The organism is Thiomicrorhabdus cannonii, assembly GCF_013391695.1.
Taxonomy (GTDB): Bacteria; Pseudomonadota; Gammaproteobacteria; order Thiomicrospirales; family Thiomicrospiraceae; genus Thiomicrorhabdus; species Thiomicrorhabdus cannonii.
Genome location: NZ_JACBGH010000001.1, coordinates 533,441 through 557,772, shown reverse-complemented (window position 1 = coordinate 557,772; position 24,332 = coordinate 533,441). Strand labels below are relative to the sequence as shown.

The window sequence follows — 24,332 nt, the reverse complement described above, 5'->3', positions numbered from 1 at the left end:
GGTGACGAATGAAAGTGTATAGAGTCGATAAAACCCTCGTTTCGACAAGCCGCATTCCGACGATGGAGCATAAGCCTTTGCTGGTCGTCAGAGAGAAGGAGGGCGGAAGCCCTCAGGTGGCGGTGGATCCGGTAGGGTGCAAACCGGGGGACTGGGTGTTGTGTTGTGGCAGTTCGGCGGCACGCGATGCGACCGGCGTTAAGGGTTACCCCAGCGATTTGACGATCGTTGGCATTATCGACAAATGGGAAGTACCACAGGATGCAGATACTACAAGTTAAAAAGCAGTTGGTTCTGACTTGCCGCCTGGAAGGATTAGGTCATTTACCCCTGAAGGCGCTGGCAGCAGAATCGGGCGAGCTCTTTGTAGCGATGGATCCGATTGGCACGAAAACGGGCGATTGGGTGTTTACCATCGCCAATTCAGCGGCCAGGGATGCGGCAGGTGACCCGCGGTTATTAACGGATTTGACGGTTGGCGGCATTATTGATGACTGGCAGCCGGAACAGAAGTAAGTTTTAAGTAAGCAACTGAAAGGAGAGCGTTATGAGTGAATACGGTATTGCATTAGGCATGATCGAGACTCGTGGTTTGGTACCAGCTATTGAAGCGGCGGATGCGATGACAAAAGCAGCCGAGGTGCGCCTGGTGAGCCGGGAGTTTGTCGGCGGCGGTTATGTCACGGTCATGGTGCGTGGCGAAACCGGGGCGGTCAACGCAGCGGTACGTGCCGGCGCGGATGCGTGTGAACGCGTCGGTGACGGTCTGGTGGCGGCGCACATCATTGCCCGCCCGCACAAAGAAGTTGAACCCGTTTTGGCAATTGAGCAGAAGTAATTGAGTGACTGACAAGGAGAAAGGAAATGAGTACGGAATATGGTATTGCATTGGGAATGATTGAAACGCGCGGTTTGGTACCGGCCATTGAGGCCGCGGATGCGATGACAAAAGCAGCGGAAGTACGCTTGATCAGCCGTGAATTTGTGGGTGGCGGTTATGTCACCGTCATGGTGCGCGGCGAAACCGGTGCGGTCAACGCAGCGGTGCGTGCTGGCGCGGATGCGTGTGAACGCGTGGGTGACGGTCTGGTGGCCGCGCACATCATCGCTCGCCCGCACAAGGAAGTCGAGCCGGTTTTAACCGTTGAACAAAAGTAATTCAATGCCTGCCTCAGTGAGCTGGGGCAGCAAAATGCATTCTGATTGGTATTAAGGAGAAAGTGATGAGTGAATACGGTATTGCGTTGGGTATGATCGAAACCCGCGGTTTGGTGCCTGCGATTGAAGCGGCGGATGCAATGACAAAAGCGGCGGAAGTACGTCTGGTGAGCCGCGAATTTGTAGGCGGCGGTTACGTTACGGTCATGGTGCGTGGTGAAACCGGTGCGGTGAATGCGGCGGTACGTGCCGGAGCGGATGCGTGTGAACGCGTCGGCGACGGTCTGGTGGCCGCGCACATCATCGCCCGTCCGCATAAAGAGGTTGAGCCGGTTTTGGTTGCAAACGGCAATTCCGCCAGTCGCAGCTAACCGATGATTAAGGTCCGGAGGCTGATGCATTATTGGCCTCCGATTTGAGATGTGAGGAGAAAGACATGCGCTATTCTGGACGAATGCCGGGCAGTGTAATGCCGGGTTTTGGTTCTTATCCTCAAGTACCGCAAGCACAGACCGCGACTGCAAATAGTCAGATTCTGGGGTATTTGGGACGGGCATTGAGCCTGGAGTTTTCAGCCGGTCAGCATTATCTCGCACAGGCTTCGTTGGCAAAATTCCGTCAGGAGATTCCGTATGCGGAAGCCTTTGTCACCTTGGCTAATGAAGAGTTCCAGCATGCGAACCTGATCACCGATCGTATGGTGGCGCAGGGCGCTTTGCCTGCCGGGAGTGTTTTACGTCCGGCCGGTCCGGCGACGAATATTGCCGAAGCCTTGAGAAGTTGCGAAGAACGTGAAATCGCGTTGATTCAGCTGTATTCCGAAGCGGCGCAATATTGTGCCAATTTCAGTGCCTATGAAGACCATGCGCTTTTCAGCCGTCTGTTGGAGGAAGAGCAGTCTCAGTTGATGAGGGTACAGTCTTGGTTGGAGGAGTATTTCCATAACCTGACACAGGCGTATCAGCCAGCTAGGAGCTTTATATGAATGAACGATGGAAACAAAAGGATAAACCGGGCAGTCTGGAATCCCGCTTTGAATTTGACAGTTTTGAGAAGCTGAGAAGCTTTTTAGACCAGATTGCCGAGGAGTCAGAACGCTTGGACCACCATGCCAATATCAGCTTTGGCAGAGAGCATGTGGCGGTGATTATTTACGCCAAAACAGGCACGCTCGGAAAGAGTGATTTTGACCTGGCTGACGGGATTGATAAGAGTTTCCAGCGTGTCACTCAGCAGCCATAAGGAGCACAGCATGACGACGTCCAAAAATTCAAACAGGCCGGGTATGGCGGCGCCAAAAGCCGTTGCGAACAGCACGGCCAAAGCGGACACGGCCAAAACTGAACAGGCCGGTGAAGGGCCAGCCAGCGAGGCCATAGCAGAAAAAACGGCCGCGCCAGAAGCGGTTAAAACTACGGTTAAGCCTGCGGCTAAAACCGCTAGCAAGCCGGCGGCAGAAACTAGCGGCGCGGCGCAGAAAACCGGCGCGCCGAGCTCTGTTGGCAATAACAAAGTCATGGAGCCGAAAATGGAGCCTGTTTCCGATCATATCGCCGATCAGATCAAAGTCTTTCCCCGAAGAAGAGTGTGGCCTGATTAGTGATTGATCTGCCTGCAAAGAGGCCGTTAACCGGAAAATAGTCTTAGCCAATTAGGGGTAGTACCGGTTCTGCCCCTTTTTTTTATCTGTGTGTTTTGTTTGCCTGATGCAGTGGAGATTGAATCTGTTTTGATCCATTCACTTGAATCTATAGAAGTTGCCAGAAATTTCAATTTATAAAATATCTGTAAATTCAATATGATGGTTGACAGGTTATAGATAGAGCACATGGAAGGGAACGCTATGGAATGGATTGAAGACAATAGCGAAACGGAAAGCTGGAGTTTTAATAGGGATGTTGTTCTCCCCGATCTCTCTTTATTGCAGCGCATAAACGATACGGCTCAATCACACGGCCCGGACAAAATGATTCAAATACTGGCCAGCCGGTTAATGGAGCGCGAAGTCCTGCTGGAGTTGAAAAAACTCGGACTCAAGGTCAGTCCTCTCAGCGAGGTGATTGGCGATAGTTCGCCCGACTTTGAGATGATTCAGCCGTTACTGGAAAAGAATATGATGTTGATGGTGTCGGTAAACGAGGATGAGCATGCCTTGCTGAAAAAAAAGATCAACGAGTTCAGTGAAGACGGCATCGCGGTGCTGATGTTTTCGTCAGCTGGCGATGTAGACAATCCGTTAAATGACAGGTAATCGCATGATCGTTTTAGCAACAGCCAACCCCAACAAGATGGCAGAAATTGCGCCGATTCTGGCGCGCGCCGGTTTAGAGGCGGTACCACAAACGCGCTTTTTCAAGGAAGAGGCGGTGGAGGACGGTTTGAGTTTTATTGAAAATGCGCTCAAAAAGGCCCGCTTTGCCAGCCAGAGAACGGGCTTGCCGGCGCTGGCGGATGATTCCGGCATCGAGGTTTCTGCGCTGGCAGGCAAGCCGGGCATCTTTTCGGCGCGTTATGCCGCGGGCAGCGCTGGCGGTACCTCCGACGAGCGCAACCTGCAGAAATTGCTCGCCGATCTGCGGGGGGTTCCCTATTCGCAGCGTCAGGCCCGTTATTCGTGTGCGGTGGTGTATGTGGAGCACGCCGAGGATCCCATGCCGCTGGTTGGCGTTGGGCATCTGTATGGTGAAGTTTTAATGGAAAGAAGGACCGGTCAGGGGATCGGTTATGATGACGTTATGTGGATTCCAAGATTGGTCAAAGCGGTTTCTGAGATTCCGCCAGAGGTTAAAAACAAAATTAGCCACCGGGCACAGGCTGTACAGTCTGTCTTGAATCAGTTACAACAGAGGGTGTCGTTATGATTGAGTTGCGAACCTATGTGTTTCTGGATTCGCTGCAGCCGCAGCTGGCTTCCTATATGGCTACCGCCTCGATGGGTTTCTTGCCCGTTCCGGGGGATTCTTGCCTGTGGGTTGAGGTGGCCCCGGGGATGGCGGTTCATCGCTTGTCGGATATTGCGCTGAAGGCGTCTAATGTGCGTTTGGCGCAGCAGATTGTTGAGCGCGCCTACGGTTCAACCGTGATTCATCACCGCGATCAGAGTGATGTTTTGGAAAGCGGTCGGCATATTCTCAAACATCTCAATACCCATGAATTTGATCGCCAGCAATGTGTGGTGATGTGGAGTGAGGTGATTAGGGGGGTGACGGCCGACCATGCTACCCTGATTAATCGCGACAACCGCAAAGGTTCGATGATTATGCCGGGGCAAAGTATGTTTATTATGGAAACCGAGCCGGCGGGATACATCATTTATGCCGCCAATGAGGCCGAGAAAGCGGCCAATGTCACCTTGGTGGAAGCCCGTGCGGTCGGTGCTTACGGACGTCTGCTGATGAGCGGGAAAGAAGACGATATTAATGAAGCAGCCAGAGCTGCCAATGCGGCGTTGTCAAAATTGACCTGCCGAGGAAACCAGTAAAATGGAGGCTTTTATGAGCGATGCTTTGCCGCTACAGAAAAACTTTTTAATCCGGCATGCCACTTTGCGACAGATTCAGGTTTTTGAATCGGTCGCGCGCAATTTGAGTTTTACGCGGGCAGCGGAAGAGCTGCATCTGACGCAGCCGACCGTTTCGGCTCAGGTAAAAAGTCTGGTTGAAGCGATTGAGATGCCTTTGTACGAACAGATCGGCCGGAGTATTTACCTCACCGAAGTCGGAGAGCAGGTGGCGTGCAGCTGCCGCGAGGTTTTGAATCACTTTTCCAATTTGGAAATCATGTTGGACGATTTCCGCGGTATGAAACGCGGGAAGTTAAGAGTGGCGGTGATATCCACGGCAAAATATTTCATGCCGATTGCCCTGGGCAAGTTCTGCAAAAAATATCCGGACATCGATCTGGGCTTGACCATCACCAATCGTGAAGGATTATTGAAACGTATTGAGCACAATATGGATGACATCTATATTGTCGGGCAAATCCCGAATAGCAACTATGCCTTGGACATCCACCCTTTTGTGCCCAATCCGCTGGTGATGATCGCAAACCGCAATCATCCCCTGGTGGGCAAAAAAGTCAGTCTGAAACGCCTTGCCAAAGAACCTTTCATTATGCGCGAGGAGGGTTCGGGTATCCGTATGGCGGTGGAACAGCTTTTTCAGGAACAGGGGTTAAGCGTTAACGAACGTTTGACGTTGGCGACCAATGAGGCCATTAAGCACTGCGTGGTCGGGGAGCTTGGCGTTGCCTGCGTTTCAAAACACGCGCTTTATCTGGAGCAGAAAGAGGGGCCGATCGTCGAACTGGAGGTTGAAGGGTTTCCGATTGAAAAGGAGTGGAATATCGTTTTTCCGGCCGGAAAAGAACTCTCGTTGCTGGCAAGAGAATTTTTAGCTTTCCTGAAAGAGAAGGGAACGGATTATATCCAATTGCCATAATTCCCTGAATAATTCCCTTAGATAGGCCTGTTATTTTGACCATTTAGAATGTCTAGATTAGCCAAAACTTTCCGGTTTTGGCTTTTTTTTAGGCTGAATTTCAGCCAGCTTACCTAGATCAGATGCTCTGTAATGAGGGTGTTGATAAACCCTTCATCGAAGTTGGCGTTCAGCACATCGTCAATCCAGACGGGCTGGGGTTGATGTGCCTCGAAAAAGGCAAATCCAACCTTATATTCGTCGCCAAAGCGGGCCAACATAAACTTGAATTGATTGCCGTTGCTTTGGTTTTTCAGCGCGCACAATCCGCTCTCTTCGATATTAAACGTAATGGCGGCCTGGTTGTCAGACGCTAAAAATCGACCTAAAACAGATGACACCTGTTCATGCAGGTCTTCGTATGTCTGTACCATCCTTTTCTCCTATTCATTCCTTACGGTTATCCGCTGAGGATATCGTGATTAAAAGTATACGTTTGCGTGATAAAAACGGGAAAAGAAACCCTACGGTTTCTTTTCCCGCTGCTTAAATGGCGGTTTGATCGATCCACTCTTGTTTGAGGAAACGTTCCAGCGAGCCGTCCCGATCCCAGCGGAAACAGTAGAGCCATTCGTTGTCGATCAGCTGCCGTACGACCTCTTGCTCGTTAACGACTTTTTCGATGTAGTTTCTTGGTGCATCGATATACACACTGAGCCTTAGAGGTTCATGCATCCATTGATTGCCGTCATGCAGCGACTGCAACGGCAGGCCGATTCTCAGATCACCGCCATTGCCCTCGAAGACGCCGATGGAGCCGTCAACGACATTATGCAGTACCTTGTTGCCGCTGCCATAAACATGGTTATCGCATACCGAGGCGTAGTATTGCAGATTGATCCAGTTGGTGACGACCATGGGGGCGGTCATAATCAGCGTGAGTAGCGATACGTCCGGGTCCTGCTGCCAATCGTAATCATGCAGAAAGGCCCGGCCATCAAAATGTTGTCCACGCGTGCGTTTGCGCTGCGCAACGATAAACGAGGAGTTGCCGGAAAGCCCCCATTCGGGTCTGACCTGAGACCAGTCTTTGGCGCGACGCTGAATCGACGCATACACCTCCTTGCCCTGCAAATGTTCAAGTCCCAACCGCATCGCCCGTTCCTGCATGGCCAGCTCCGAAGCCCGGAAGAACCAGTTTTTGATTTGCTCATCCAGTACTTCGGGGCCATAAAAGGTAAAGGCGTCGGTGGTGGTGTTGTGCATGGCCGCGACAAAAAGCGTGCTTTTGGGGATGTTGATGCCGCGTTCATGCAGAGCCTCACGTACCTCGCTGTCATTCAGCAGGAAACTCAACACGCGGACATTGATTTCACCGGTTTGACCGCCGCAGGCACCGCAGTCGTAGCTTGCCGCATGCGGATTGTTGCAACTGCTGCTGCCATGACCGATAAGTATGACGGTCTCGGCGATATTTCGTTCAAGCCCCATGCCGTGCAGAATTCCCGCTGCCAGATCTGCTTTTTGTGCGAGCGTCAACGGTGATTCATTTTGCAGCAACTCAAATTCATCTGTGGTTGGCAGATGGTTGATCGGGTGTTGATGCTCGTGCGGGAACAGACTGTTGCGTAGCATTTTGAACGCATATATCAAACCGGTTGCCTCAACCATGCTGAACGTCGCCGGAGCGGCATTGCCCCACTCGATCCAGCGGGCTTTTTTGTTAAGCGCTTTCTGAGTGACAGCGTCCTGCTTGCAGGATGGAATCGCCTTGACCCGCATCTGCGGTTTTAGCAGGGCCGGCAGCTGAGGACGGGTAAACTCGGTGCCGATCGGCTGGTATTCAATCGGCAAGCCGAAGAACCCTGCAAAACCGATGGTTTCAATGCCGGGGTCTTGGGCTTCAAGGGCACGACGTATGACCTCCGAACGCACATCGATGCAGAATGCCGCCTGAAGTTTCGGCTGTATCTGTTCTTTGCCGGTATTCATTTCATGGGCGTGTTTTAACTGCTGATGGGTTGCCGATTGATGGGCGATCTCCGCTGCTCTTTGCCAAATCCATCGTTTGGCCTGGGCTGCTCGATGCGTTTCAATCAGTTCCGGAAGAATATTCATCTGATGGCGCCACATCACCTTCAGCTCATTGAATACCGCTCTGTCGTGGAATTTCTGATGGCGCCACAAGACCCGTTCCCAGGCGATGCGGATGGCCAGCAGGTCGAGCATCAGATGATTTTCAACCCCATCCAATTTATCCTGCCAACGCAGGTAGGCCACCCAGGAAGCCCAGCCATTGATGTCCAGCAGCAGCGCATGGGCATAATCGCTAATCCGCTCTTCGGTTACCCGCAATACCGTCAAGGCTTCCGCCAGCAGACCTTCTGCCGATTCGGGCAAGCTCATAAACTGCTCTGTCAAGCCGTCTTCGGCCATCAGAATCTCGATCCCTTTGTCCTGACGGGTTGTGGCGAGCCATTCGCTGTATAGTCCCTGGTAGGTTTCGGCGTACGAGGACTTATGTTCGCGGAAACGAAAAAAGTCCGCGCAGAACTGGCTGATTTGATGGGTGATTTCGTCACGCCAGGCCATCTTGTATTTGCGATCCCTTCCGCTATCCACAAAATCGCTGATATTGTGCCAATGAGTATGCTCGTCATCTTCGATAAGGAAACGCTCAAGGTTTTCTATCGTAAATTCCGTCCCAGACTCGTCGATGGCCTGCTGCAAATGCTTGGGCGAAAGATTTTCAATCCAGATTTCCTGAAAATAGGACTTGGGCATCAGGCATTGAGCCTGACTGAGCGCGGTGAGTTTTGCTGAAACCGTTGAAAAGTGTTCATCACGCATTTCCCACCAGGGATTCACCGCAACCAACTCATCCAAAGGCCAGGTAGGGGCAATTCTGGCGCACGCGGCCGAGAGCTTTTCCCTCTGGATTTCAGATAAATTTGGCGCCAATGGCTGAGCCTGAATGGAGGCCAGGCTCGCTGATGATTTTTGTGTTGATCTCATCATTGGTACAACTCCTCTTTGGGAATCTGTAATTTTTTCGGCTTGAATCGGATAGGTAAACGGGTTGGATAGACTCTCAAGTTCAAACGGGTGACCAGTTCATCCAAATAAAATCCCGCATAAAAAACCCGTCTGACTTTCATCATCCAAGGTAGATTATGGTGATAACGCAGCAGCAGGTAGCCGGTCATCAACAGCAGCAATAACAGGCTGATCCAAAGGTCTCCAGGCCAGCCTACGCTGGTTTGTTGATTGTCGATAACCAGACCTAAACCGGATTTTTGCAGGCTGTATACGATGAGTAAAAAAGCACTCAGCCATACCATTTCAGACATCCCCGTTACCGACAAACGTCCGCGTCTTTCAGCCACTAACAGCGTCAAAGCGATTGCAAAAAGCAACCAGGGGCTGTAAGGCGGTGTGGCGTCAAACAGCCACACCATTCCTCCTACCAAAGAGAGAGAAAAGGTGCCTGCAATGAGCCAGTCTGATTTTCTGGGCGCTTCGGCTTGAGAGAGTCTTCGGCTAATGCTGGACTCGACCTCCGATCCAGAGTTCAGGAATGCATAAGCCTTGTAACAGGAGTGGGCAATCAGGTGCAGCAGCGCCAATTCGAACAGCCCCAGGCCGCATTCGACCATCAACAGTCCCATTTGCGACATGGTCGACCAGGCCAGACGAACCTTGACCGATGCACGTGTCATCATGACCAGCGCCGCCAGAACAGTGGTGATTCCGCCCACCACTAACAGCATCCACTGTGCAATATCGGACATCACAATCAACGGAGCGAACACGATCAAAAGATAGCCGCCAAGGTTGATAATCCCTGCATGCAATAAGGCCGAAACCGGTGTGGGCGCCTCTACCACCTGGATTAACCAGCCATGCAGCGGTAGCTGGGCGCATTTAACCAATGCAGCCAAAGCCAATAGCAAAGCGGCCAGCTGTTCCCAGCTATTAAGGCTTTCCGATGCCTTCACTTGTTGATAGATTTCACTGATAAACCAAGTGTCATGTACGTAGTGCAGAATCAGAACAGCACTTAATAGACAGACTTCGGCAAATTTGGCGAAGATGAATTTTTTGTAGGCTGCCAACACTGCTCGGGGGCGGTTCGGATAAAAAATCAACAAGCGATGCAGGCTTAACGTAATCGCAAGCCAACCCAATACCAAAATCAGCATATGGTTGGTTGCAATCACGATCGCAACACTGCCCAGGGTGACCAATAGCCAACGTAAATAGCGCTTTTCATCTTCGCTGTTGCCGGACATGTAACTCCGCGAAAAACCGACATTGATAAAGCCTATAAATGTCACCAGGCCGAGAATAATCGCGCTGGCTTCCGATGCCAATGTCCAACGCGCTTCTTTGTCGAGCGTTAACCAATCTAAAGAGAGGCCCAGTCCCAGTAATACTGCGAGAACAAAGCCCAGTAAGGTGACCCCTCTGGCAACCCCCCAGCTGGCACGTCTTTCATTGGTGATAGCGGCAAAAAATAAGCTGAATGGGATAAACCATGCCATTAGGGGTATGATCCATTGCAAGCTCATACTAAACTCCTTTTATCTGATATTTGATTTCGACGCAGCGCTCTGTTGAATCGCTGTATGCGCGATTAAAACGCCGGCTGAAAAACTGATTCAATATTAGGAGATGTTGTTATTGATGAAAAATTGGGAAATCGAATACAACCCATAGACTATGAAGAATGATTGCAACAAGAGGTGCAAGTCGGACGGGGATGCAAAGGCTGGCAGGGAGCAGAGGTAAGCGGGCAAGTTCCGGTGGTTTTGCTAACGGTTTGGTAAAGCTGTTAGATGAGAGCCGTGGCTGTTGCCAGAAAGAATGAATGGCGGTTATAGAAGCCTTCCCAGTTCTTCAACTAGGTTTGTCCGTTCATTATCAAGCGCCTCAAGTTTTTGATAATCCTCTTCTGATGCTCGATTAAGAACCACAGCGCGTAATGGCCGAATGGATTCGTGATCGATCTGATTGAGTCGATCTATTATGGCTTCTGCCGTTTTGGACGCTGTGGAATTATTGGGCTTGCCTTTTTTATAAACCAACTCCCATCTTTCATAGGTGATTTCCTCCCAGTGGGGAAGGGCAAGGTGGGATTGATTGTCTTGCAGGATATACGGCTTGCCAAATTGATCGATGTAAAATCTCATTGCCCAATCTCCTCAATAAATCGCGCAATTTATTATCCGGTGCTTTTACAAAAAAAAGAATAAAGTACACCCGCGTCAATTTTTTCATTTTAGCGCCTTAATACAGGGAGAGGCAAAGTCTTTTGCAATGACGGGATGCTGAGGTTCCGTGATCTTTTTCCTAATAAATCGGCATCGACGAATTAGATGCGATGTGAAGCTGTTTACCACTTCAATTCACACCTATTATCAAAACGAGGAATGCGTTCCTTTCCAAGAGCAGTATCAGATTAAGTCGTGACTTTTTCAGTTAAAACTTACGATATTTTATTTCCACGTTAGTGATTAGAGAAAAATTAACGAAGTAACTTATTCGGACGTGTCCGGTGTGTTTCTAACCAGTTTGAAATTTCTGCCGCCGCTTCACTTCCAAGTTCGTTAACTATTTTTTGCTTCTCCTGATAAGATGAATAGTTCCACATGTCTTTTGCCCACCGAAATGGTGTTGTTATCGCTTTGTATCTTAAAGCGTGCGCTTCAAAAGCCCTGACATGTACGTAATGATTCACTGCTGCCGACAAAAGAAGAAACACTCCAGACCAGCTAATAAGACTATCGGAATAATTAGGAATAAGGAAACTTAACCAAGCTAAAAACATACTTGCTATGAACATAATAAGTGAAAAAGTGTTCCACTTTCCTGCAGTTTCCTGCAGCTTGCTTTGTTGTTCTTGATAGTAATTCAGCTGATCATCAATCCAGTCTTTTTTAGCCAACTCTATGTCATTCCGAATATTATCATCTATCCAAAGTGCATTAATTGTGTTTCTGATCCATGACAGGTGACCCCAATGATGATTCAAGAATCGATCCGTCGGAACATGCTTAATTCCTGATACTTTCCAAAAATAAGAAATTCTTAAAACTTCCGCGAGACCGCGATATTCCAAATACGTTGTCAGATACCGTCTTCTATTTGCAAATACGATCATTACTAATGCAAACGTTATTAATAGTGAAGAAGACAATGCACCAACCCAATTTGAAACAGTTTGCTGAATTGCATATCCACTTAAAGCAGTCAAAATAGTTAATGCCAAATTAACAATATATTTTTTCTGTAAGTCCATTGCATACACATCGGCTTGAGCGAATGTAGTTGCAATCATAGAATTAAGATGATTCTCTACAGACAAATAATTTAAAGACGTAATTAGCTTCTCACTATCAAGATTCAACACGCCTGTATTGAAATAAAAAACGGGTTGCAAATATTCAGAAATAGATAGTTTAGATGCGCCTTCAGGCCATATCCAGACTGTTTTTTGCAAAACTTCACCTGATTGTTTAGGGCATGAAATATGCAGTACAGGCCCCAAATAACCAGCAATATTTTCAAGAGAATGTTCTTGTTTATTTAAACTCACTCTTAAGTCTACGGTATGGCTAGTACCTCCTGGTTTAACATCATCAAAAGAGCCATCCCAAACAGCAATGACAATTTGACAATGCTTTGCTATCCAGCGAGAGGAGTTGTCATAAGAATTCACTCCACTCCCTTCTGTCACAAACTTTTTTATAGAAGCACTGGCAAGGAACTCATACTCCTCAACAGAAGATGGAAAATCTCTCTTGTAATCGTGCTCATCTTTTGGAAGCGGAACCACTAGCTTCAATTTTTTTTCTATCGCTAGTTCTGCAGCTAAACGATCAGAACCCTCAGCTAAAGAAGTAACAATGAAAACCTCAGTATGCTGTTTTGAGGCCAACTCGACCAATTGATCAATTTGAGTTGATATCTCTTGTTTGATTGGCCCCTGATATTCCTTCAAAACCTTTCGATGTCCAACGACACCAACAAGTAGTGGGATTGCCATTAAAGTTTCACCTCTGATTAATCGATATATACAGCCAAAGGTGATAAAAATACTTTCCGTCCTTCAACTTTTTCAATTTTGTACAAATGTGTTAAGCTCTGCTCATATCCTCTGTATCGTAACCATGCTGGTAAATCCTCTACAATAATAACTTCACGAAGTTTAATATCACTCAAGCTTTGGGAGGTTTTTTTGAACAGTCGAATTACATCCCCTGCCTCTCCACTAGCCAAGCTTTTGAATGGACTCAGATTAAATTGTTTTGCAAGTGAAGTAGTTTCAAAAATCTTTAAAGCTTTCTGAGCATTTTGTGCCGAAATTTCTGCCTGATTATGCAGTGCAACAATCTGGTTCTCATAGCCGATTACTTCGAGTCTAAGCATTCGTTCTTCTTCATTCAGCGGGCTTAATTGTTTCCCAATGCGTTCTTCCCTTTTACCGTCTAAGTGCTTACCGACCCCAATAAGGGTAACAATAATAAGAATGGTGAATATAATCGACCCAAACACCCCATATTTCATGCTGATAATCAAAACTACGCCTAACAACACAAACCATAGTAAAGGAGGAAGGGTCAAGAATATGTTCTGTGGAATATTTTCTTTTTTCTGAAGAATTTGTTCTTTATCTCTCTGCAATTGAGATATCTTTCCATTAATTTCTTGTATTTTTTTTTCAAAATTCAAAACACCTGACAATGGTTTTATTTGTAATTTAGCAGGTACAAATGAATAAATCGTTGGAGATGCAACAGAGAGCTTATCCTCCCTCCCTGCTAATTTAATGACCCTTCTACTGTCCCTTCCTCGATGGAACCAATCGATTTTTTTTGTGGATCGAACAAATGAGATGGTACAAATTTTATCTCCTGGTCTTACGACATCTCCTTCATGAATATACCATTCTGAAATATAGGCCTCAGCTTTAACACTGTGGAAGACAAATTTCTCATGCTCAATAGGTAGTTCTTGTGCCGTTTCATCCACAGCAGCAAGATCTCGATTAGCTTTGACAGCAAGTCTCTTAACGATTTCCTGTTGTGCTTTTATTGTATTTTTACAGGCTCGGATAATGGAAGGTAATGAGCTGGAACCAGAACGTTGCTCAGCCCATTTAGAGTTTTCAATCCCAGCTAATTGCTTTCCAACTTGATTTAGACTAATCAAATCAGAACCAAGTCTTTCTTTTAATGATTCAACCATTTGTTTGATTTGAGGTCGAATCAGCTGGAAAACAGGATCTCCGCTGGCCTCAGATAAGCTTCTGGGGTAAATGTCAAATGCTTTTTTAATGCTATCTACGGCCTCATTGAAAGCCCCAGACAAAACATATTGCCTCGCTAGACCTATGTAAGCCCTAGAAAACTTAGGCGCCACCTCAACAGCGGATTTAGCAAATTCAATTGCATCTTGGTTACGTCCCGCTAAGTTGGCTGCCTTAGCTGCAACCATATATGATGCAGATGCTCTATATGGCAAGTTATTTTGATTAGCAATTTTGGCCGCACGAAGAGATAGGTCTATTGACTCATTTGCCAAAGATTTTTTATCCATAGCAATGTATAACTGTGCCAACCAATAATTAGAAATTAAGTCTAAAGGCCTTACATCTAGTGCCTTTTTCAAGTGTTTAACGGCTATAGCATACTCTCCAATATCCATAGCATTTTTTGCCTCTTTTCTCTGCTCAATTGCAGTGACGTAAGCAGGATTTGAGATTGCCGATAAAGTATCCCTTAACTCTATTGGATCATCTACAAGAAGAGGTTCTATAAAATTTCGTTCTTCCAATTTCTCAATATCGGCATCGTCCAAAACAAACTCAGCCAAGTCCTCATCTAAAGAAGAAAACTCGCCACTTGTTTCAGCTAAACTGAGTGCTCCAAAATGTTTTTCATATATGGCGGCCAATAGTTTTCTGAATATTTCTTCTGCGATTTCATTCTCGCAAATACCTTGCTCAAAAAAGCCAATAGTGTGATTTTCTTCAACTTGCCTTTGCCATGCGGCTAACTTTGGATCATCCGAATAATGCATGCGGTTACCGGAATAGCAACTCCCGATTCCGAATACCAATACACGCGTGTTATTTTCTTCCTTAATTGCTTCAAGATATTCAAGATGGGTAAATGATTCATTAGAGTCTGGTGCTAAGGTTCCGTAAGAGTCTCCAATCAGCAAGATCATAAACTCAGATTGTTTCACATAGCCTAAACACTCTTTTAATGGCGGACGATGGCTAACACTTCCATTATTTAAATCTAACGCAGTCATCTGCAAATGGGGGTAATTAGTTATTAGTAAATTCAACTTTGACCGTAAGGACTCAAACTCTGAAAATCTTGATGCTAAAAATACCGCTGTTTTTAATAACGCCATACACAACCCGTATAAAAAATAAAAAATACAAGGCACCTTATCCAAGGGCACTCACTGCAATGATTTTATGGCCAACAATCTTATCTAATTGTTTGTTGTACGTATATAAAAACTAACGCTTAAAACATCATGGACTAGAAGTTAGTATGAGTAGTTGTAGCACTTGTAATGACAATTCAATCGCTGAGTGCTTCTCTCAACTTCTCAAGCGATGGCGGATTAAACGAAAGGTGCATATAGGTGACTGATATGCCTCCTAATGTGATTTACGGCATGGGCTATGTAAGATATCTCAAATCAAAGAAAACGCCTGTGCTGTCTGAATAGGACATTAGAAGAATCACAGGGGCGATAGGGTCAGGGAAGCTTGAGCGCTCATTGCAGACGACTAGAGAATATGTCGAGAATCTGAGGGTTGTAAGGCAAGAAGAGCCTATAAACATTTCTCCTAGTTGTCCTAAGTGCGGTAGCCTATGATCTTACGTACAGCTAAACGTGGGAGTAACGCTGGGAATAAGTTCTGTGGGGGGCAACCGAATGGAATTGGAGTTGGCCTCCAAAATCTTATTAAGAGGATTCTTACAAAGGGGTCTAAAGAGTTTAAGGGGGCAAAACCCGTTGAAGCTGCCTCAAGTTTGGATAAGGGACTTGAATATCCACAACACCGCTGATGAATATGTTTTCAGGTCTCAATAAAAAATTCAAAAAGGTCTGTAGTCTCAACTGAGGCTGACGAATTTTCGAGTAATAAGCCAGTGCTTTGTGATTTTGAAAAATATTTAGAAGATAGTATGTAAGAGGATATGAGCTACTAACCTATTTTTATACAGGTTCCTAGGTCGAGTATGCTATGAATCAAGAGAATTAACAAGTTTGTAACTTATTGATTTTGAAGTAAAAATTGGTACGACCGAGTGGACTCGAACCACCGACCCCCACCATGTCAAGGTGATGCTCTAACCAGCTGAGCTACGGTCGTATATAAGGGGTTGGGTGTCAATTAAGCGGAGCTTAAAGGATGGTACCAGTGGGCGGACTCGAACCGCCACGCTTTTAAGGGCAACGGATTTTGAATCCGTCGTGTCTACCAATTTCACCACACTGGCACTGTTTGTGGATGCGGATTATAGAGAGGGTTTTAGGAAGTGTCAAGCGGCTTATGCAATTTGATTTAAAAAAATCCCAAAATAGTCATCTGTTATTGCGTTGGGCGCGCAACCACGGTATTTACAAAATTAGGGTGCAGATAAAATTAAGTGTTTTGACGCATTTATAGGAATTGTTAATAATGCGAGTTCTAAAAATTTTATGACCGATAATAAGAAACACTAGCAAGGGGTAATAAGTGGTCGTATTCAAAACCATTAATCCAAAAGACAAGTGGCTGATCTATTTAAAGTCCGTGGCCATCGGTTTGTTGTTGATTATGCCATTTGCCTATATCCAGTTCAGCCAGGTGCAGGCCGACATGAAGCTTTCGTATTTTGTCATGCCTGCGTTGGCGGCCCTTTTGGTGGCTTTTTTATTGACCAAGCTTAACCTGCTTAAGGCGAAGGCCGCGCGTGACAGTTCGCTTTTCAAGGCGGCGGTCGATTTTGCATTGGAGTTCACCTACATCCGCAGCATTTCCGGGCAGTACGAGTATGTCTCGCCGGCGGTGCTCGAAATGACCGGTTATGAACCGGACGTGTTCTATGCACAGCCGAATTTTATGGATCGTATTATTCATCCGGATGATCGTGAGTTATGGAACGGGCATTTGCACCACGTTAACGGCAACGGTCATCCGGAGCATATTGAGTTTCGCATTGTCACCAAATCGGGGTCGGTGCGCTGGCTGCAACATTTATGCGGCCCTATCCACGATGAAAAAGGGCAGATCATCGGGGTGCGCTCCACCAATATCGATGTGACTGAACGTCATTTGACCGAGGACAAACTGAAAAAAATGGGGTTTTACGACCCGCTGACCGAATTGCCGAATCGCCGCTATATCGCCGATTATATGAATGAGCTGATTGAAAAGGATCGCGGCGCTGAAGGGGGGCAGAAGTTTGCGGTGATGTTTTTGGATTTAAACCGCTTCAAATATGTCAACGATGCCTACGGCCATACCATGGGGGATGAGTTGCTCAGACAGGTGGCGCTGCGTTTTCAGCAAAGTTGTTTGGACAGTAGCAAGGGCCTTATCAGCCGTTTTGGCGGGGATGAGTTTGTCATTGTTAAAAAGGGCGATGTTTCAGCCGCAGCCATTCAGGGATGCGTGTCCCAGTTTAACCGCTTGCTGGAGGAGCCGTTTGTGGTTAGCGGGCACCATTTGAGTGTAGGCGTCAGTGCCGGAGTTGCGATTTATCCTCAAGATGGGCTTGAACCGGAAACCTTGATCAAGAGCGCCGATGCGGCGATGTTTCAGGCGAAAAATCAGGGGTTGAATTTCAAATTTTTCTCTCAGGAGATGGCCGATCATGCCTCGCAGATGATCGGGTTGCAGACTAGGCTCAAACACGCCTTGCATGACGGTTTGATTCAGCCGCACTATCAGCCGCTGGTGGATTTGAAGAGCGGCCAGACAATCGGCCTGGAGGTATTGGCCCGCTGGATTTCGCCGGATGGCGAATTGGCGCCGTCTCCGGCGGTGTTTATTCCGGTTTCCGAAGAAACCGGGCTGATCTGGATGTTGAGTGAATCCATGATTTCGCAGGCAGGACGACAAATCGCCAAATGGCAGCACCAAGGGATTGAACTGAAATACTCCATCAATGTGTCGGCGCGCCAGTTCGCGGACGATAACTTCTGCGACCAGGCCATCAACCAGTTCAAACGCTTGGGGGTCAACCCGGCTTCTGTGCAGATCGAACTGACCGAAACGGTGCTGTTGAACAATATCGAACGCAGTATCGAAAAGATTCAACTCCTCAAGGCGGAAGGTTTTTCGATTGCGTTGGACGATTTCGGCACGGGCTTTGCCTCGTTGCACTATCTGACGATGTTCCCGCTGGATACCATCAAGGTCGACCGTGCGTTTGTGGTCAATATTCTGGAGGATTCACGTCAGTATGCGATTGCCAAATCCATTATCAACCTGGCGCACGATCTGGATTTGGTGGTGGTGGCGGAAGGCATCGAAACCGAAGAGCAGCGTCAGTTGTTGATGGACTTGGGGTGCGATATCGGCCAAGGCTACCTTTTCAGCCGTCCGGTTGGGCCGGAACATATTTCGTTGTCAAAACTCGGAGCCGGCAGTTGTATTCCCAACGGGGCCTGCCTGCAATAGCGCCGCTGCCGTTTTCATCGGCGCGATGCTCTCTTTATTCCCTTTGTCTAAGCGCTTGAATGCAAGTGCTTTTTAAGCGAAAATAGCGCGTTTTATTGTATGGACGCTTTCGGATTGCAGTTTTGCAGTCCCTGGCGCTGCTTCCGCGTGAAACGACAAGACTTTTTCTTTGATCTACCCGAACATCTGATTGCCCAGCAGCCCACCGCTCAGCGACGCGGCAGCCGTTTGCTGGTGCTCGATCCGAACCTGCCTCTCCCTCAAAGCCTCAACGATCGCCAGTTTCCCGATCTGCTGGATTACCTGCAGCCCAACGATATGCTGGTGTTTAACAATACCAAGGTCATTCCGGCGCGCCTGTTCGGGCAGAAGGCGACCGGCGGCAAGGTCGAGCTGCTGATCGAGCGCGTGCTCGACGAACATACGCTGTTAAGCCATGTGCGTTCGAGCAAGTCGCCCAAGGCGGGTGCCGTGCTGAGGATCGAGGATGCCTTTGAGGTGGAAGTGCTCGGACGGGAAGACGCGCTGTTTGTGCTCAAGGTGCTAAGCGATACGCCCGCTTTGAGTCTGATCGAGCAATACGGCCACATGCCGTTGCCGCCTTATATTGAACGCGCCGAAGACCAGGCGGAGGACATGGAACGCTACCAGACGGTCTATTCTGCCAAGCCCGGTGCGGTCGCCGCGCCGACCGCCGGACTGCATTTTGATGAAGCCTTGCTGGACGAGATCAAGGCCAAAGGGGTTACGCTCGGTTTTGTGACCTTGCATGTCGGCGCCGGCACCTTCAAGCCGGTACAGGTGGACGATATCGCCGCACACAAAATGCACTCCGAATATCTGGAAGTCAGCGCCGAAGTGGTGGAGCAGATCAGACAGACGCGTGCCAAAGGTGGACGCGTATTTGCCGTGGGCACCACCAGTGTGCGCTGTCTGGAGAGTGCTGCCAGCTTCAGCGCTTCCGGCGAAATTGAACCCTATCAGGGGGAAACCGACATTTTTATCACGCCGGGCTATCAGTTCAAGGAAGTGGACGGGCTGATCACCAACTTCCACCTGCCGGAATCGACGCTGATTATGCTGGTGTCCGCGCTGGCGGGTTACGAGCACACCATGCACGCTTATGCCCACGCCGTGGCCCAAGAGTACCGTTTTTTCAGTTACGGCGATGCCATGTTGATTTTGCCGAAACAGCCCGATTAAAACTCAGCAGGCCGGGTGCATAAGCGCCGGTCTGCAAACGCCCTTAAGGAACACAGATGGAATTTGAATTAGATACAACTGACGGCCGTGCGCGCCGCGGCCGCTTGAAATTCGCCCGCGGTAATGTGGAAACGCCCGCGTTTATGCCGGTGGGCACCTACGGTTCGGTCAAAGGGATGACGCCGGAGGAGATCAAGGCGACCGGCGCGCAGATTATTTTGGGTAACACCTTCCATCTGGCGCTGCGTCCGGGCACCGACATTATCGAATTGCATGGTGACCTGCACGACTTTACCCATTGGGACGGTCCGATCCTGACGGATTCCGGCGGGTTTCAGGTGTTCAGCCTCGGCAAAATGCGCAAAATCAAGGAAGAGGGCGTGACCTTCAGCAGCCCGGTAGACGGCGCCAAAATCTTCATGGGGCCGGAAGAGTCGATGGAGGTGCAGCGCAAACTCGGGTCGGACATCGTGATGATTTTTGACGAGTGTACCCCGTATCCGGCCAGCCACGAAGTGGCCAAGATGTCGATGGAGCTGTCGCTGCGTTGGGCCAAGCGCTCCAAAGACGCCCACGGCGACAGTCCGGCGGCTTTGTTTGGCATTGTCCAAGGCGGCATGTACGAGGATTTGCGTCGCGAATCGATCGACAAACTCAAGGCCATCGGTTTTGACGGCTACGCCATCGGCGGCCTGTCGGTGGGTGAGCCCAAAGAGGAGATGATGGCGACGCTGGACTATACCGAGCCGCATATGCCCAAGGACAAACCGCGCTATCTGATGGGTGTCGGCAAGCCGGAAGACATTGTGGAGGCGGTGCGTCGCGGTATCGATATGTTCGACTGCGTGATCCCGACGCGCAATGCGCGAAACGGTTTTCTGTTCACCTCCGAAGGGGTGGTTAAAATCCGCAACGCCAAACACAAGACCAGTCTGCTGCCGCTCGATCCCAAATGCGACTGCTACACCTGTCAGAACTATACGCGCGCCTATCTGCACCATCTGGACAAGTGTCACGAAATTCAGGGGGCGCGACTGAATACGATCCACAATCTGCACTATTATCAGACGCTGATGAAAGGCTTGCGCGACGCGATTGCCGAGCACCGTCTGGAGGCGTTTGTGGCCGAATTCTACGAGGGAATCGGTCAGCCCATGCCAGCGTTGGAAGGCTGACGGCGCCTAAAGCCCTGGCAGGGGTGGCCTGTTGAGATTTTTTTGCGGCATTTTTAGCAGATTTTTGCCAAAAGCTGTGCCACAATAGGCGGGATTTAATAGACACGTTTTATACGATTAGGAGAAAACTATGAGCTTTTTTATCAGCGATGCAATGGCAGAAGGAACTGCAGCGGCCCAAGGCGGCGGATGGGAAGGATTGATTCCGTTGATCCTGTTGTTTGTGGTGTTCTACTTCTTGTTGATTCGCCCACAACAGAAAAAGGTCAAAGAACACAAAGCCCTGGTTGAAGCCTTGAAAAAAGGCGATGAAGTCGTGACTTACGGCGGTATGGGCGGAAAAATCCGCGACTTGAGCGACACTTTCTGCGATGTGGAAATCGCCGATAACGTCGTGGTGAAAATCGAGCGTCAGAACATTGCGCGCTTGTTGCCAAAAGGCACGCTAAAAGGCGAATGATCGTCAAACGTTAATAAAAGGGGCTTTTGCCCCTTTTGTTGTTTAAATACCCTGTGTAATGACCCTAAAAGTGTTTGCGGCTTTTACAAAAGAGGTTTCCCGGGGTCTTCCTAGAAATGGACATGCAACTATGTTTCAAACACAACAAAAAGTGATAGCAAACCGTTATCCCGCCTGGAAATACCTGTTGTTGGTGGTGGTCACGGTGATTGGTCTGATCTACGCCGCGCCGAATCTGTTCGGTGATGATCCGGCGGTGCAGATTTCGCCGGCCAAGTCGGTGACTTTCAATACGGCGACCGAGCAGGAGGTGAATAAAATCCTCAGTGAAGCCCAGTTGGCGGTTAAATCCACGGAATTTGAGAACGGCCGTTTCCTCATCCGTTTTGACAACACCGAAGACCAGCTCAAGGCCAAGTCGCTGCTGAAGGATGCGCTGGGCCGTTCGGCGGTGGTGGCGTTGAACCTGGCGCCGGCGACACCGGCCTTTCTGAGTGATCTGGGCGCCCAGCCGATGTATCTGGGCCTGGATTTGCGCGGCGGGGTGCACTTTTTGATGGACGTCGATATGGACGCGGCGGTCGAAAAAGCGTATCTGCGTTATGTCGACGAGATCAAAGGCCGTCTGCGTGAAAGCAAGGTACGTTATCTGGGCGTGGAGTACGAGTCGGAAGAGCTGTTGGTTAAATTCCGCGATGTTGAATCCATGCAGCAGGCGCAGGGCGTTCTCAGCGAAAATTTTGGCGAAGATCTGAACATTCTCCCCAATACCGAAAGCGCCGCGCCGATGCTGGCGATGACGTTGTCGCCCAAGGCGATTGCCGATACCAAGAAGTTTGCGTTGCAGCAGAACATCACCACCTTGCGTAACCGTATCAACGAGCTGGGGGTTGCCGAGCCGGTGATCCAGCAGCAGGGTGAGCGCCGAATTGTGGTGCAGTTGCCGGGTGTGCAGGATACGGCCCGTGCCAAGGAGATTCTGGGGGCGACCGCCACGCTGGAATTCCGTTTGGTGGAAGAGCGCGGCGATGCGCTGCAGGCCGAGAAAACCGGTTATGCGCCACACGGCGCCAAGTTGTACCACTTCCGTGACGGCACGCCGATTCTGCTGCAGCGCAGTGTGATTGTCAGCGGTGAGAACGTCATCAACGCGCAGTCGGGCATCGACCCGCAGCAGGGCTCGTCGATGGTGAGCGTGACGCTGGACGGCGCGGGCGGACGCAAGATGCTGGCGACCACCAAAGAGAATGTCGGCAACCGCATGGCGGTGGTCTATATCGAGAACCGCGTGGAAACCGTTGAAGTCAACGGCGAGAAGGTCAAGAAACGCATCACCACCCGCGATGTCATCAACGCGGCGGTGATTCGTGGCCAGTTTGCCAACCGCTTCCAGATCACCGGTCTGGATTCGCCGCAGGAAGCGCAGGATTTGGCGCTGTTGCTGCGTGCCGGTGCCTTGGCCGCACCGATGGAGATTGTCGAGGAGCGCACCGTCGGGCCGAGTCTCGGTCAGGATAATATTGACCAGGGCTTTATGTCGGTGGTGGTCGGCTTCCTGCTGGTATTGGTGCTGATGGCCTGGCGTTACAAAACCTTTGGCATGGTGGCCAATTTGGCCTTGGCGTTGAACCTGGTGATTATTGTTGCGGTGCTCTCGATGCTGCAGGCCACACTGACGTTGCCGGGGATTGCCGGTATCGTCCTTACCGTGGGGATGGCGGTCGATGCCAACGTGCTGATTTTTGAGCGTATCCGCGAGGAGCTGAAAACCAGTTCGGTGCAAAGCGCCATCTACGCCGGTTATGAAAAGGCGTTTGTGACCATTGCCGATGCCAATATCACGACCTTGCTGGCGGCGATTGTACTGTTCAGTTTTGGAACCGGCGCGATTAAAGGCTTTGCGATCACCTTGTCGATCGGTATCGCCACGTCGATGTTTACCGCGATTTTGGGCACGCGCGCCATCATCAACCTGATGTACGGCAACAAGCGTGTCGAAAAACTGTCTATTTAGGAGTATGGCGCAATGAGTGAAATGACAATGCAAACTGAACAGGCCGCCATGCCGAAACAGATTGATTTCATGGGTAAACGCCATCTGGCGGTGGCGTTTTCGATTCTGATGATTGTCGCCTCGCTGCTGGGGCTGTGGGTCAAAGGGTTGAACTTCGGTATCGACTTTACCGGCGGGACGATCATCGAGGTCTCCTATCCGCAGGCGGTGGATCTGGGTGAGGTGCGTAGCCAGCTGGCGAGCGCCGGTTATGACGAAGCGGTGGCGCAGCACTTCGGTTCGGCCACCGATGTCTTGATCCGCATTGCGCCGCGCGAGGGGATGAACTCCGCGCAGTTGAGCAATCAGGTGATGGAGGCTTTGCACGCCGGTGCGGCGGGTGACATCACCCTGCGCCGTGTCGAGTTCGTGGGCCCGCAGGTGGGCAGCGAGCTGACCGAGGACGGCGCTTTGGCGGTAGTGTATGCCTTGATCGGGATTCTGATCTATGTGGCTTTGCGCTTTGAATGGCGCTTTGCGGTCGGTTCGGTGGTGGCGCTGATCCATGACGTGGTGATCACCATCGGGGTGTTTGCCTGGACGCAGACGCAGTTTGACCTGACCGTACTGGCGGCGATACTGGCCGTCATCGGTTACTCGCTGAACGATACCATCGTGGTGTTCGACCGCGTGCGCGAGAACTTCCGCATCATGCGTGAAGGCACGCCGGTCAAGGTGGTCAACGACGCGGTCAACGATATGCTGGCGCGTACCATTATGACCTCGCTGACGACGTTGCTGGTGTTGATCGCCCTGTTCTTCCTCGGCGGGGAGATCATCCACGGTTTTGCGATGGCCTTGATTGTGGGGGTTGTTGTGGGGACTTACTCTTCTACCTATGTGGCCAGTGCGGTGGCGCTGTACATGGGCGTCTCCAAGGAGGACTTGATGAAAGCGCCGAAAGAGGGGCCGGATCGCGAAGCCGAAGAGGCGGAACTGCAGCGGATTTTCCTGGAGCAGGAGAGCAAGCGTGAGGCGCGAGAACGCGCCCAGGCCAGCAAGCACGCCCAGAAAGAAGCGCAGAACTCGCCAGACTGATCGAGTTTGTCAAACTGAACAGGCCGGGTATGTACCCGGCCTGTTCAGTTTTGAAAAGCACAAAAAACCGCGTTTGTTTTTACAGACAAACGCGGTTTTTTTATGGGCAGAAGAACGGTTGGTTGTT

General features: G+C 49.6%; 24 protein-coding genes, 2 tRNA genes and 1 pseudogene. 19 read left to right on the top strand and 8 right to left on the bottom strand.

All coding sequences use genetic code 11. From position 1 onward, the window contains the following. The first annotated feature begins 8 nt into the window (after positions 1–8). The 12 genes from csoS4 (at position 9) to HZ297_RS02655 (ending at position 5,597) form a co-directional block, all read left to right on the top strand. Positions 9–281, top strand: coding sequence for an alpha-carboxysome shell vertex protein CsoS4 (csoS4, locus tag HZ297_RS02710; protein ID WP_178861431.1), 273 nt, complete (start codon positions 9–11; stop codon positions 279–281). Next, positions 262–516 (top strand): carboxysome peptide B, encoded by a 255-nt coding sequence (locus HZ297_RS02705; RefSeq protein ID WP_178861430.1) that lies wholly within the window; start codon positions 262–264, stop codon positions 514–516. Before csoS4 ends, HZ297_RS02705 begins: the two co-directional genes overlap by 20 nt. Positions 517–547: 31 nt before the next feature. Continuing rightward, on the top strand, positions 548–838 hold the full coding sequence (csoS1, locus tag HZ297_RS02700) for an alpha-carboxysome major shell protein CsoS1 (RefSeq protein WP_178861429.1): 291 nt from the start codon (positions 548–550) through the stop codon (positions 836–838). A 26-nt stretch (positions 839–864) separates the two neighbouring features. Next, the gene (gene csoS1 / locus HZ297_RS02695; protein ID WP_178861428.1) at positions 865–1,158 is read left to right on the top strand and encodes an alpha-carboxysome major shell protein CsoS1; all 294 of its coding nucleotides are present in this window, start codon (positions 865–867) and stop codon (positions 1,156–1,158) included. A 62-nt stretch (positions 1,159–1,220) separates the two neighbouring features. After that, the gene (gene csoS1 / locus HZ297_RS02690) at positions 1,221–1,529 is read left to right on the top strand and encodes an alpha-carboxysome major shell protein CsoS1 (RefSeq protein ID WP_343034755.1); all 309 of its coding nucleotides are present in this window, start codon (positions 1,221–1,223) and stop codon (positions 1,527–1,529) included. A 65-nt stretch (positions 1,530–1,594) separates the two neighbouring features. Further along, a complete protein-coding gene (locus HZ297_RS02685; protein WP_178861426.1) occupies positions 1,595–2,143 on the top strand; it encodes a ferritin-like domain-containing protein in 549 nt (182 codons plus the stop codon). Then, the gene (locus tag HZ297_RS02680; protein WP_178861425.1) at positions 2,140–2,400 is read left to right on the top strand and encodes a 4a-hydroxytetrahydrobiopterin dehydratase; all 261 of its coding nucleotides are present in this window, start codon (positions 2,140–2,142) and stop codon (positions 2,398–2,400) included. Before HZ297_RS02685 ends, HZ297_RS02680 begins: the two co-directional genes overlap by 4 nt. 10 nt (positions 2,401–2,410) lie before the next feature. Continuing rightward, positions 2,411–2,758 carry a hypothetical protein gene (locus HZ297_RS02675; RefSeq protein ID WP_178861424.1) on the top strand — a complete coding sequence of 116 codons (348 nt, stop codon included), beginning with the start codon at positions 2,411–2,413 and terminating at the stop codon, positions 2,756–2,758. A gap of 243 nt (positions 2,759–3,001) precedes the next feature. Beyond that, positions 3,002–3,409 carry a hypothetical protein gene (locus tag HZ297_RS02670; protein WP_178861423.1) on the top strand — a complete coding sequence of 136 codons (408 nt, stop codon included), beginning with the start codon at positions 3,002–3,004 and terminating at the stop codon, positions 3,407–3,409. A 4-nt stretch (positions 3,410–3,413) separates the two neighbouring features. Beyond that, entirely contained in the window at positions 3,414–4,019 is a 606-nt protein-coding gene (gene rdgB / locus HZ297_RS02665; protein WP_246261573.1) for an RdgB/HAM1 family non-canonical purine NTP pyrophosphatase, read from the top strand. Then, entirely contained in the window at positions 4,016–4,639 is a 624-nt protein-coding gene (locus HZ297_RS02660; RefSeq protein ID WP_178861421.1) for a BMC domain-containing protein, read from the top strand. Before rdgB ends, HZ297_RS02660 begins: the two co-directional genes overlap by 4 nt. A gap of 13 nt (positions 4,640–4,652) precedes the next feature. Then, entirely contained in the window at positions 4,653–5,597 is a 945-nt protein-coding gene (locus tag HZ297_RS02655; RefSeq protein ID WP_178861420.1) for a LysR family transcriptional regulator, read from the top strand. A gap of 113 nt (positions 5,598–5,710) precedes the next feature. Here HZ297_RS02655 and HZ297_RS02650 read toward each other — a convergent pair whose 3' ends face one another. The 6 genes from HZ297_RS02650 to HZ297_RS02625 all read right to left on the bottom strand — a co-directional run bounded on the left by HZ297_RS02650 (position 5,711) and on the right by HZ297_RS02625 (position 15,002). Then, positions 5,711–6,010 (bottom strand): hypothetical protein, encoded by a 300-nt coding sequence (locus HZ297_RS02650; RefSeq protein ID WP_178861419.1) that lies wholly within the window; start codon positions 6,008–6,010, stop codon positions 5,711–5,713. A gap of 112 nt (positions 6,011–6,122) precedes the next feature. After that, a complete protein-coding gene (locus HZ297_RS02645) occupies positions 6,123–8,594 on the bottom strand; it encodes a YbcC family protein (protein ID WP_178861418.1) in 2,472 nt (823 codons plus the stop codon). After that, entirely contained in the window at positions 8,591–10,147 is a 1,557-nt protein-coding gene (locus tag HZ297_RS02640; RefSeq protein ID WP_178861417.1) for an NADH-quinone oxidoreductase subunit L, read from the bottom strand. Before HZ297_RS02640 ends, HZ297_RS02645 begins: the two co-directional genes overlap by 4 nt. Before the next feature lie 306 nt (positions 10,148–10,453). Next, entirely contained in the window at positions 10,454–10,768 is a 315-nt protein-coding gene (locus HZ297_RS02635) for a hypothetical protein (protein WP_178861416.1), read from the bottom strand. 335 nt (positions 10,769–11,103) lie between these two features. After that, on the bottom strand, positions 11,104–12,624 hold the full coding sequence (locus tag HZ297_RS02630; RefSeq protein ID WP_178861415.1) for a hypothetical protein: 1,521 nt from the start codon (positions 12,622–12,624) through the stop codon (positions 11,104–11,106). A 17-nt stretch (positions 12,625–12,641) separates the two neighbouring features. Beyond that, positions 12,642–15,002, bottom strand: coding sequence for a DUF4062 domain-containing protein (locus HZ297_RS02625; RefSeq protein ID WP_178861414.1), 2,361 nt, complete (start codon positions 15,000–15,002; stop codon positions 12,642–12,644). Positions 15,003–15,121: 119 nt separating this feature from the next. On the opposite strand from HZ297_RS02625, the pseudogene HZ297_RS12230 reads away from it, so the two are divergent. Beyond that, positions 15,122–15,238, top strand: a pseudogene (locus tag HZ297_RS12230) (IS3 family transposase); the annotation flags it as partial. Positions 15,239–15,904: 666 nt separating this feature from the next. Here HZ297_RS12230 and HZ297_RS02620 read toward each other — a convergent pair. Further along, a tRNA-Val gene (locus tag HZ297_RS02620) sits at positions 15,905–15,981 on the bottom strand. Between the two features lie 40 nt (positions 15,982–16,021). Further along, positions 16,022–16,108, bottom strand: a tRNA-Leu gene (locus HZ297_RS02615). Between the two features lie 239 nt (positions 16,109–16,347). On the opposite strand from HZ297_RS02615, the gene HZ297_RS02610 reads away from it, so the two are divergent. The 6 genes from HZ297_RS02610 to secF all read left to right on the top strand — a co-directional run bounded on the left by HZ297_RS02610 (position 16,348) and on the right by secF (position 24,205). Then, positions 16,348–18,276 carry an EAL domain-containing protein gene (locus HZ297_RS02610; protein ID WP_178861413.1) on the top strand — a complete coding sequence of 643 codons (1,929 nt, stop codon included), beginning with the start codon at positions 16,348–16,350 and terminating at the stop codon, positions 18,274–18,276. A gap of 147 nt (positions 18,277–18,423) precedes the next feature. Beyond that, a complete protein-coding gene (gene queA / locus HZ297_RS02605) occupies positions 18,424–19,479 on the top strand; it encodes a tRNA preQ1(34) S-adenosylmethionine ribosyltransferase-isomerase QueA (RefSeq protein ID WP_178861412.1) in 1,056 nt (351 codons plus the stop codon). Between the two features lie 56 nt (positions 19,480–19,535). Then, positions 19,536–20,654 (top strand): tRNA guanosine(34) transglycosylase Tgt, encoded by a 1,119-nt coding sequence (tgt, locus tag HZ297_RS02600; protein ID WP_178861411.1) that lies wholly within the window; start codon positions 19,536–19,538, stop codon positions 20,652–20,654. 130 nt (positions 20,655–20,784) lie between these two features. Continuing rightward, positions 20,785–21,114: a preprotein translocase subunit YajC gene (yajC, locus tag HZ297_RS02595; RefSeq protein ID WP_178861410.1), complete on the top strand. Its 330-nt coding sequence runs from the start codon at positions 20,785–20,787 to the stop codon at positions 21,112–21,114. Between the two features lie 130 nt (positions 21,115–21,244). Beyond that, entirely contained in the window at positions 21,245–23,128 is a 1,884-nt protein-coding gene (gene secD / locus HZ297_RS02590) for a protein translocase subunit SecD (RefSeq protein WP_178861409.1), read from the top strand. 21 nt (positions 23,129–23,149) lie between these two features. Beyond that, the gene (gene secF, locus HZ297_RS02585; protein ID WP_439333567.1) at positions 23,150–24,205 is read left to right on the top strand and encodes a protein translocase subunit SecF; all 1,056 of its coding nucleotides are present in this window, start codon (positions 23,150–23,152) and stop codon (positions 24,203–24,205) included. Positions 24,206–24,332 lie beyond the last annotated feature (127 nt).

Coding starts and splice junctions, on each gene's coding strand:
- csoS4 (WP_178861431.1), top strand. CDS start 9: ATGAAAGTGTATAGAGTCGATAAAACCCTCGTTTCGACAAGCCGCATT.
- HZ297_RS02705 (WP_178861430.1), top strand. CDS start 262: ATGCAGATACTACAAGTTAAAAAGCAGTTGGTTCTGACTTGCCGCCTG.
- csoS1 (WP_178861429.1), top strand. CDS start 548: ATGAGTGAATACGGTATTGCATTAGGCATGATCGAGACTCGTGGTTTG.
- csoS1 (WP_178861428.1), top strand. CDS start 865: ATGAGTACGGAATATGGTATTGCATTGGGAATGATTGAAACGCGCGGT.
- HZ297_RS02685 (WP_178861426.1), top strand. CDS start 1,595: ATGCGCTATTCTGGACGAATGCCGGGCAGTGTAATGCCGGGTTTTGGT.
- HZ297_RS02680 (WP_178861425.1), top strand. CDS start 2,140: ATGAATGAACGATGGAAACAAAAGGATAAACCGGGCAGTCTGGAATCC.
- HZ297_RS02675 (WP_178861424.1), top strand. CDS start 2,411: ATGACGACGTCCAAAAATTCAAACAGGCCGGGTATGGCGGCGCCAAAA.
- HZ297_RS02670 (WP_178861423.1), top strand. CDS start 3,002: ATGGAATGGATTGAAGACAATAGCGAAACGGAAAGCTGGAGTTTTAAT.
- rdgB (WP_246261573.1), top strand. CDS start 3,414: ATGATCGTTTTAGCAACAGCCAACCCCAACAAGATGGCAGAAATTGCG.
- HZ297_RS02660 (WP_178861421.1), top strand. CDS start 4,016: ATGATTGAGTTGCGAACCTATGTGTTTCTGGATTCGCTGCAGCCGCAG.
- HZ297_RS02655 (WP_178861420.1), top strand. CDS start 4,653: ATGAGCGATGCTTTGCCGCTACAGAAAAACTTTTTAATCCGGCATGCC.
- HZ297_RS02650 (WP_178861419.1), bottom strand. CDS start 6,010: ATGGTACAGACATACGAAGACCTGCATGAACAGGTGTCATCTGTTTTA.
- HZ297_RS02645 (WP_178861418.1), bottom strand. CDS start 8,594: ATGATGAGATCAACACAAAAATCATCAGCGAGCCTGGCCTCCATTCAG.
- HZ297_RS02640 (WP_178861417.1), bottom strand. CDS start 10,147: ATGAGCTTGCAATGGATCATACCCCTAATGGCATGGTTTATCCCATTC.
- HZ297_RS02635 (WP_178861416.1), bottom strand. CDS start 10,768: ATGAGATTTTACATCGATCAATTTGGCAAGCCGTATATCCTGCAAGAC.
- HZ297_RS02630 (WP_178861415.1), bottom strand. CDS start 12,624: ATGGCAATCCCACTACTTGTTGGTGTCGTTGGACATCGAAAGGTTTTG.
- HZ297_RS02625 (WP_178861414.1), bottom strand. CDS start 15,002: ATGGCGTTATTAAAAACAGCGGTATTTTTAGCATCAAGATTTTCAGAG.
- tgt (WP_178861411.1), top strand. CDS start 19,536: ATGGAATTTGAATTAGATACAACTGACGGCCGTGCGCGCCGCGGCCGC.
- yajC (WP_178861410.1), top strand. CDS start 20,785: ATGAGCTTTTTTATCAGCGATGCAATGGCAGAAGGAACTGCAGCGGCC.
- secD (WP_178861409.1), top strand. CDS start 21,245: ATGTTTCAAACACAACAAAAAGTGATAGCAAACCGTTATCCCGCCTGG.
- secF (WP_439333567.1), top strand. CDS start 23,150: ATGACAATGCAAACTGAACAGGCCGCCATGCCGAAACAGATTGATTTC.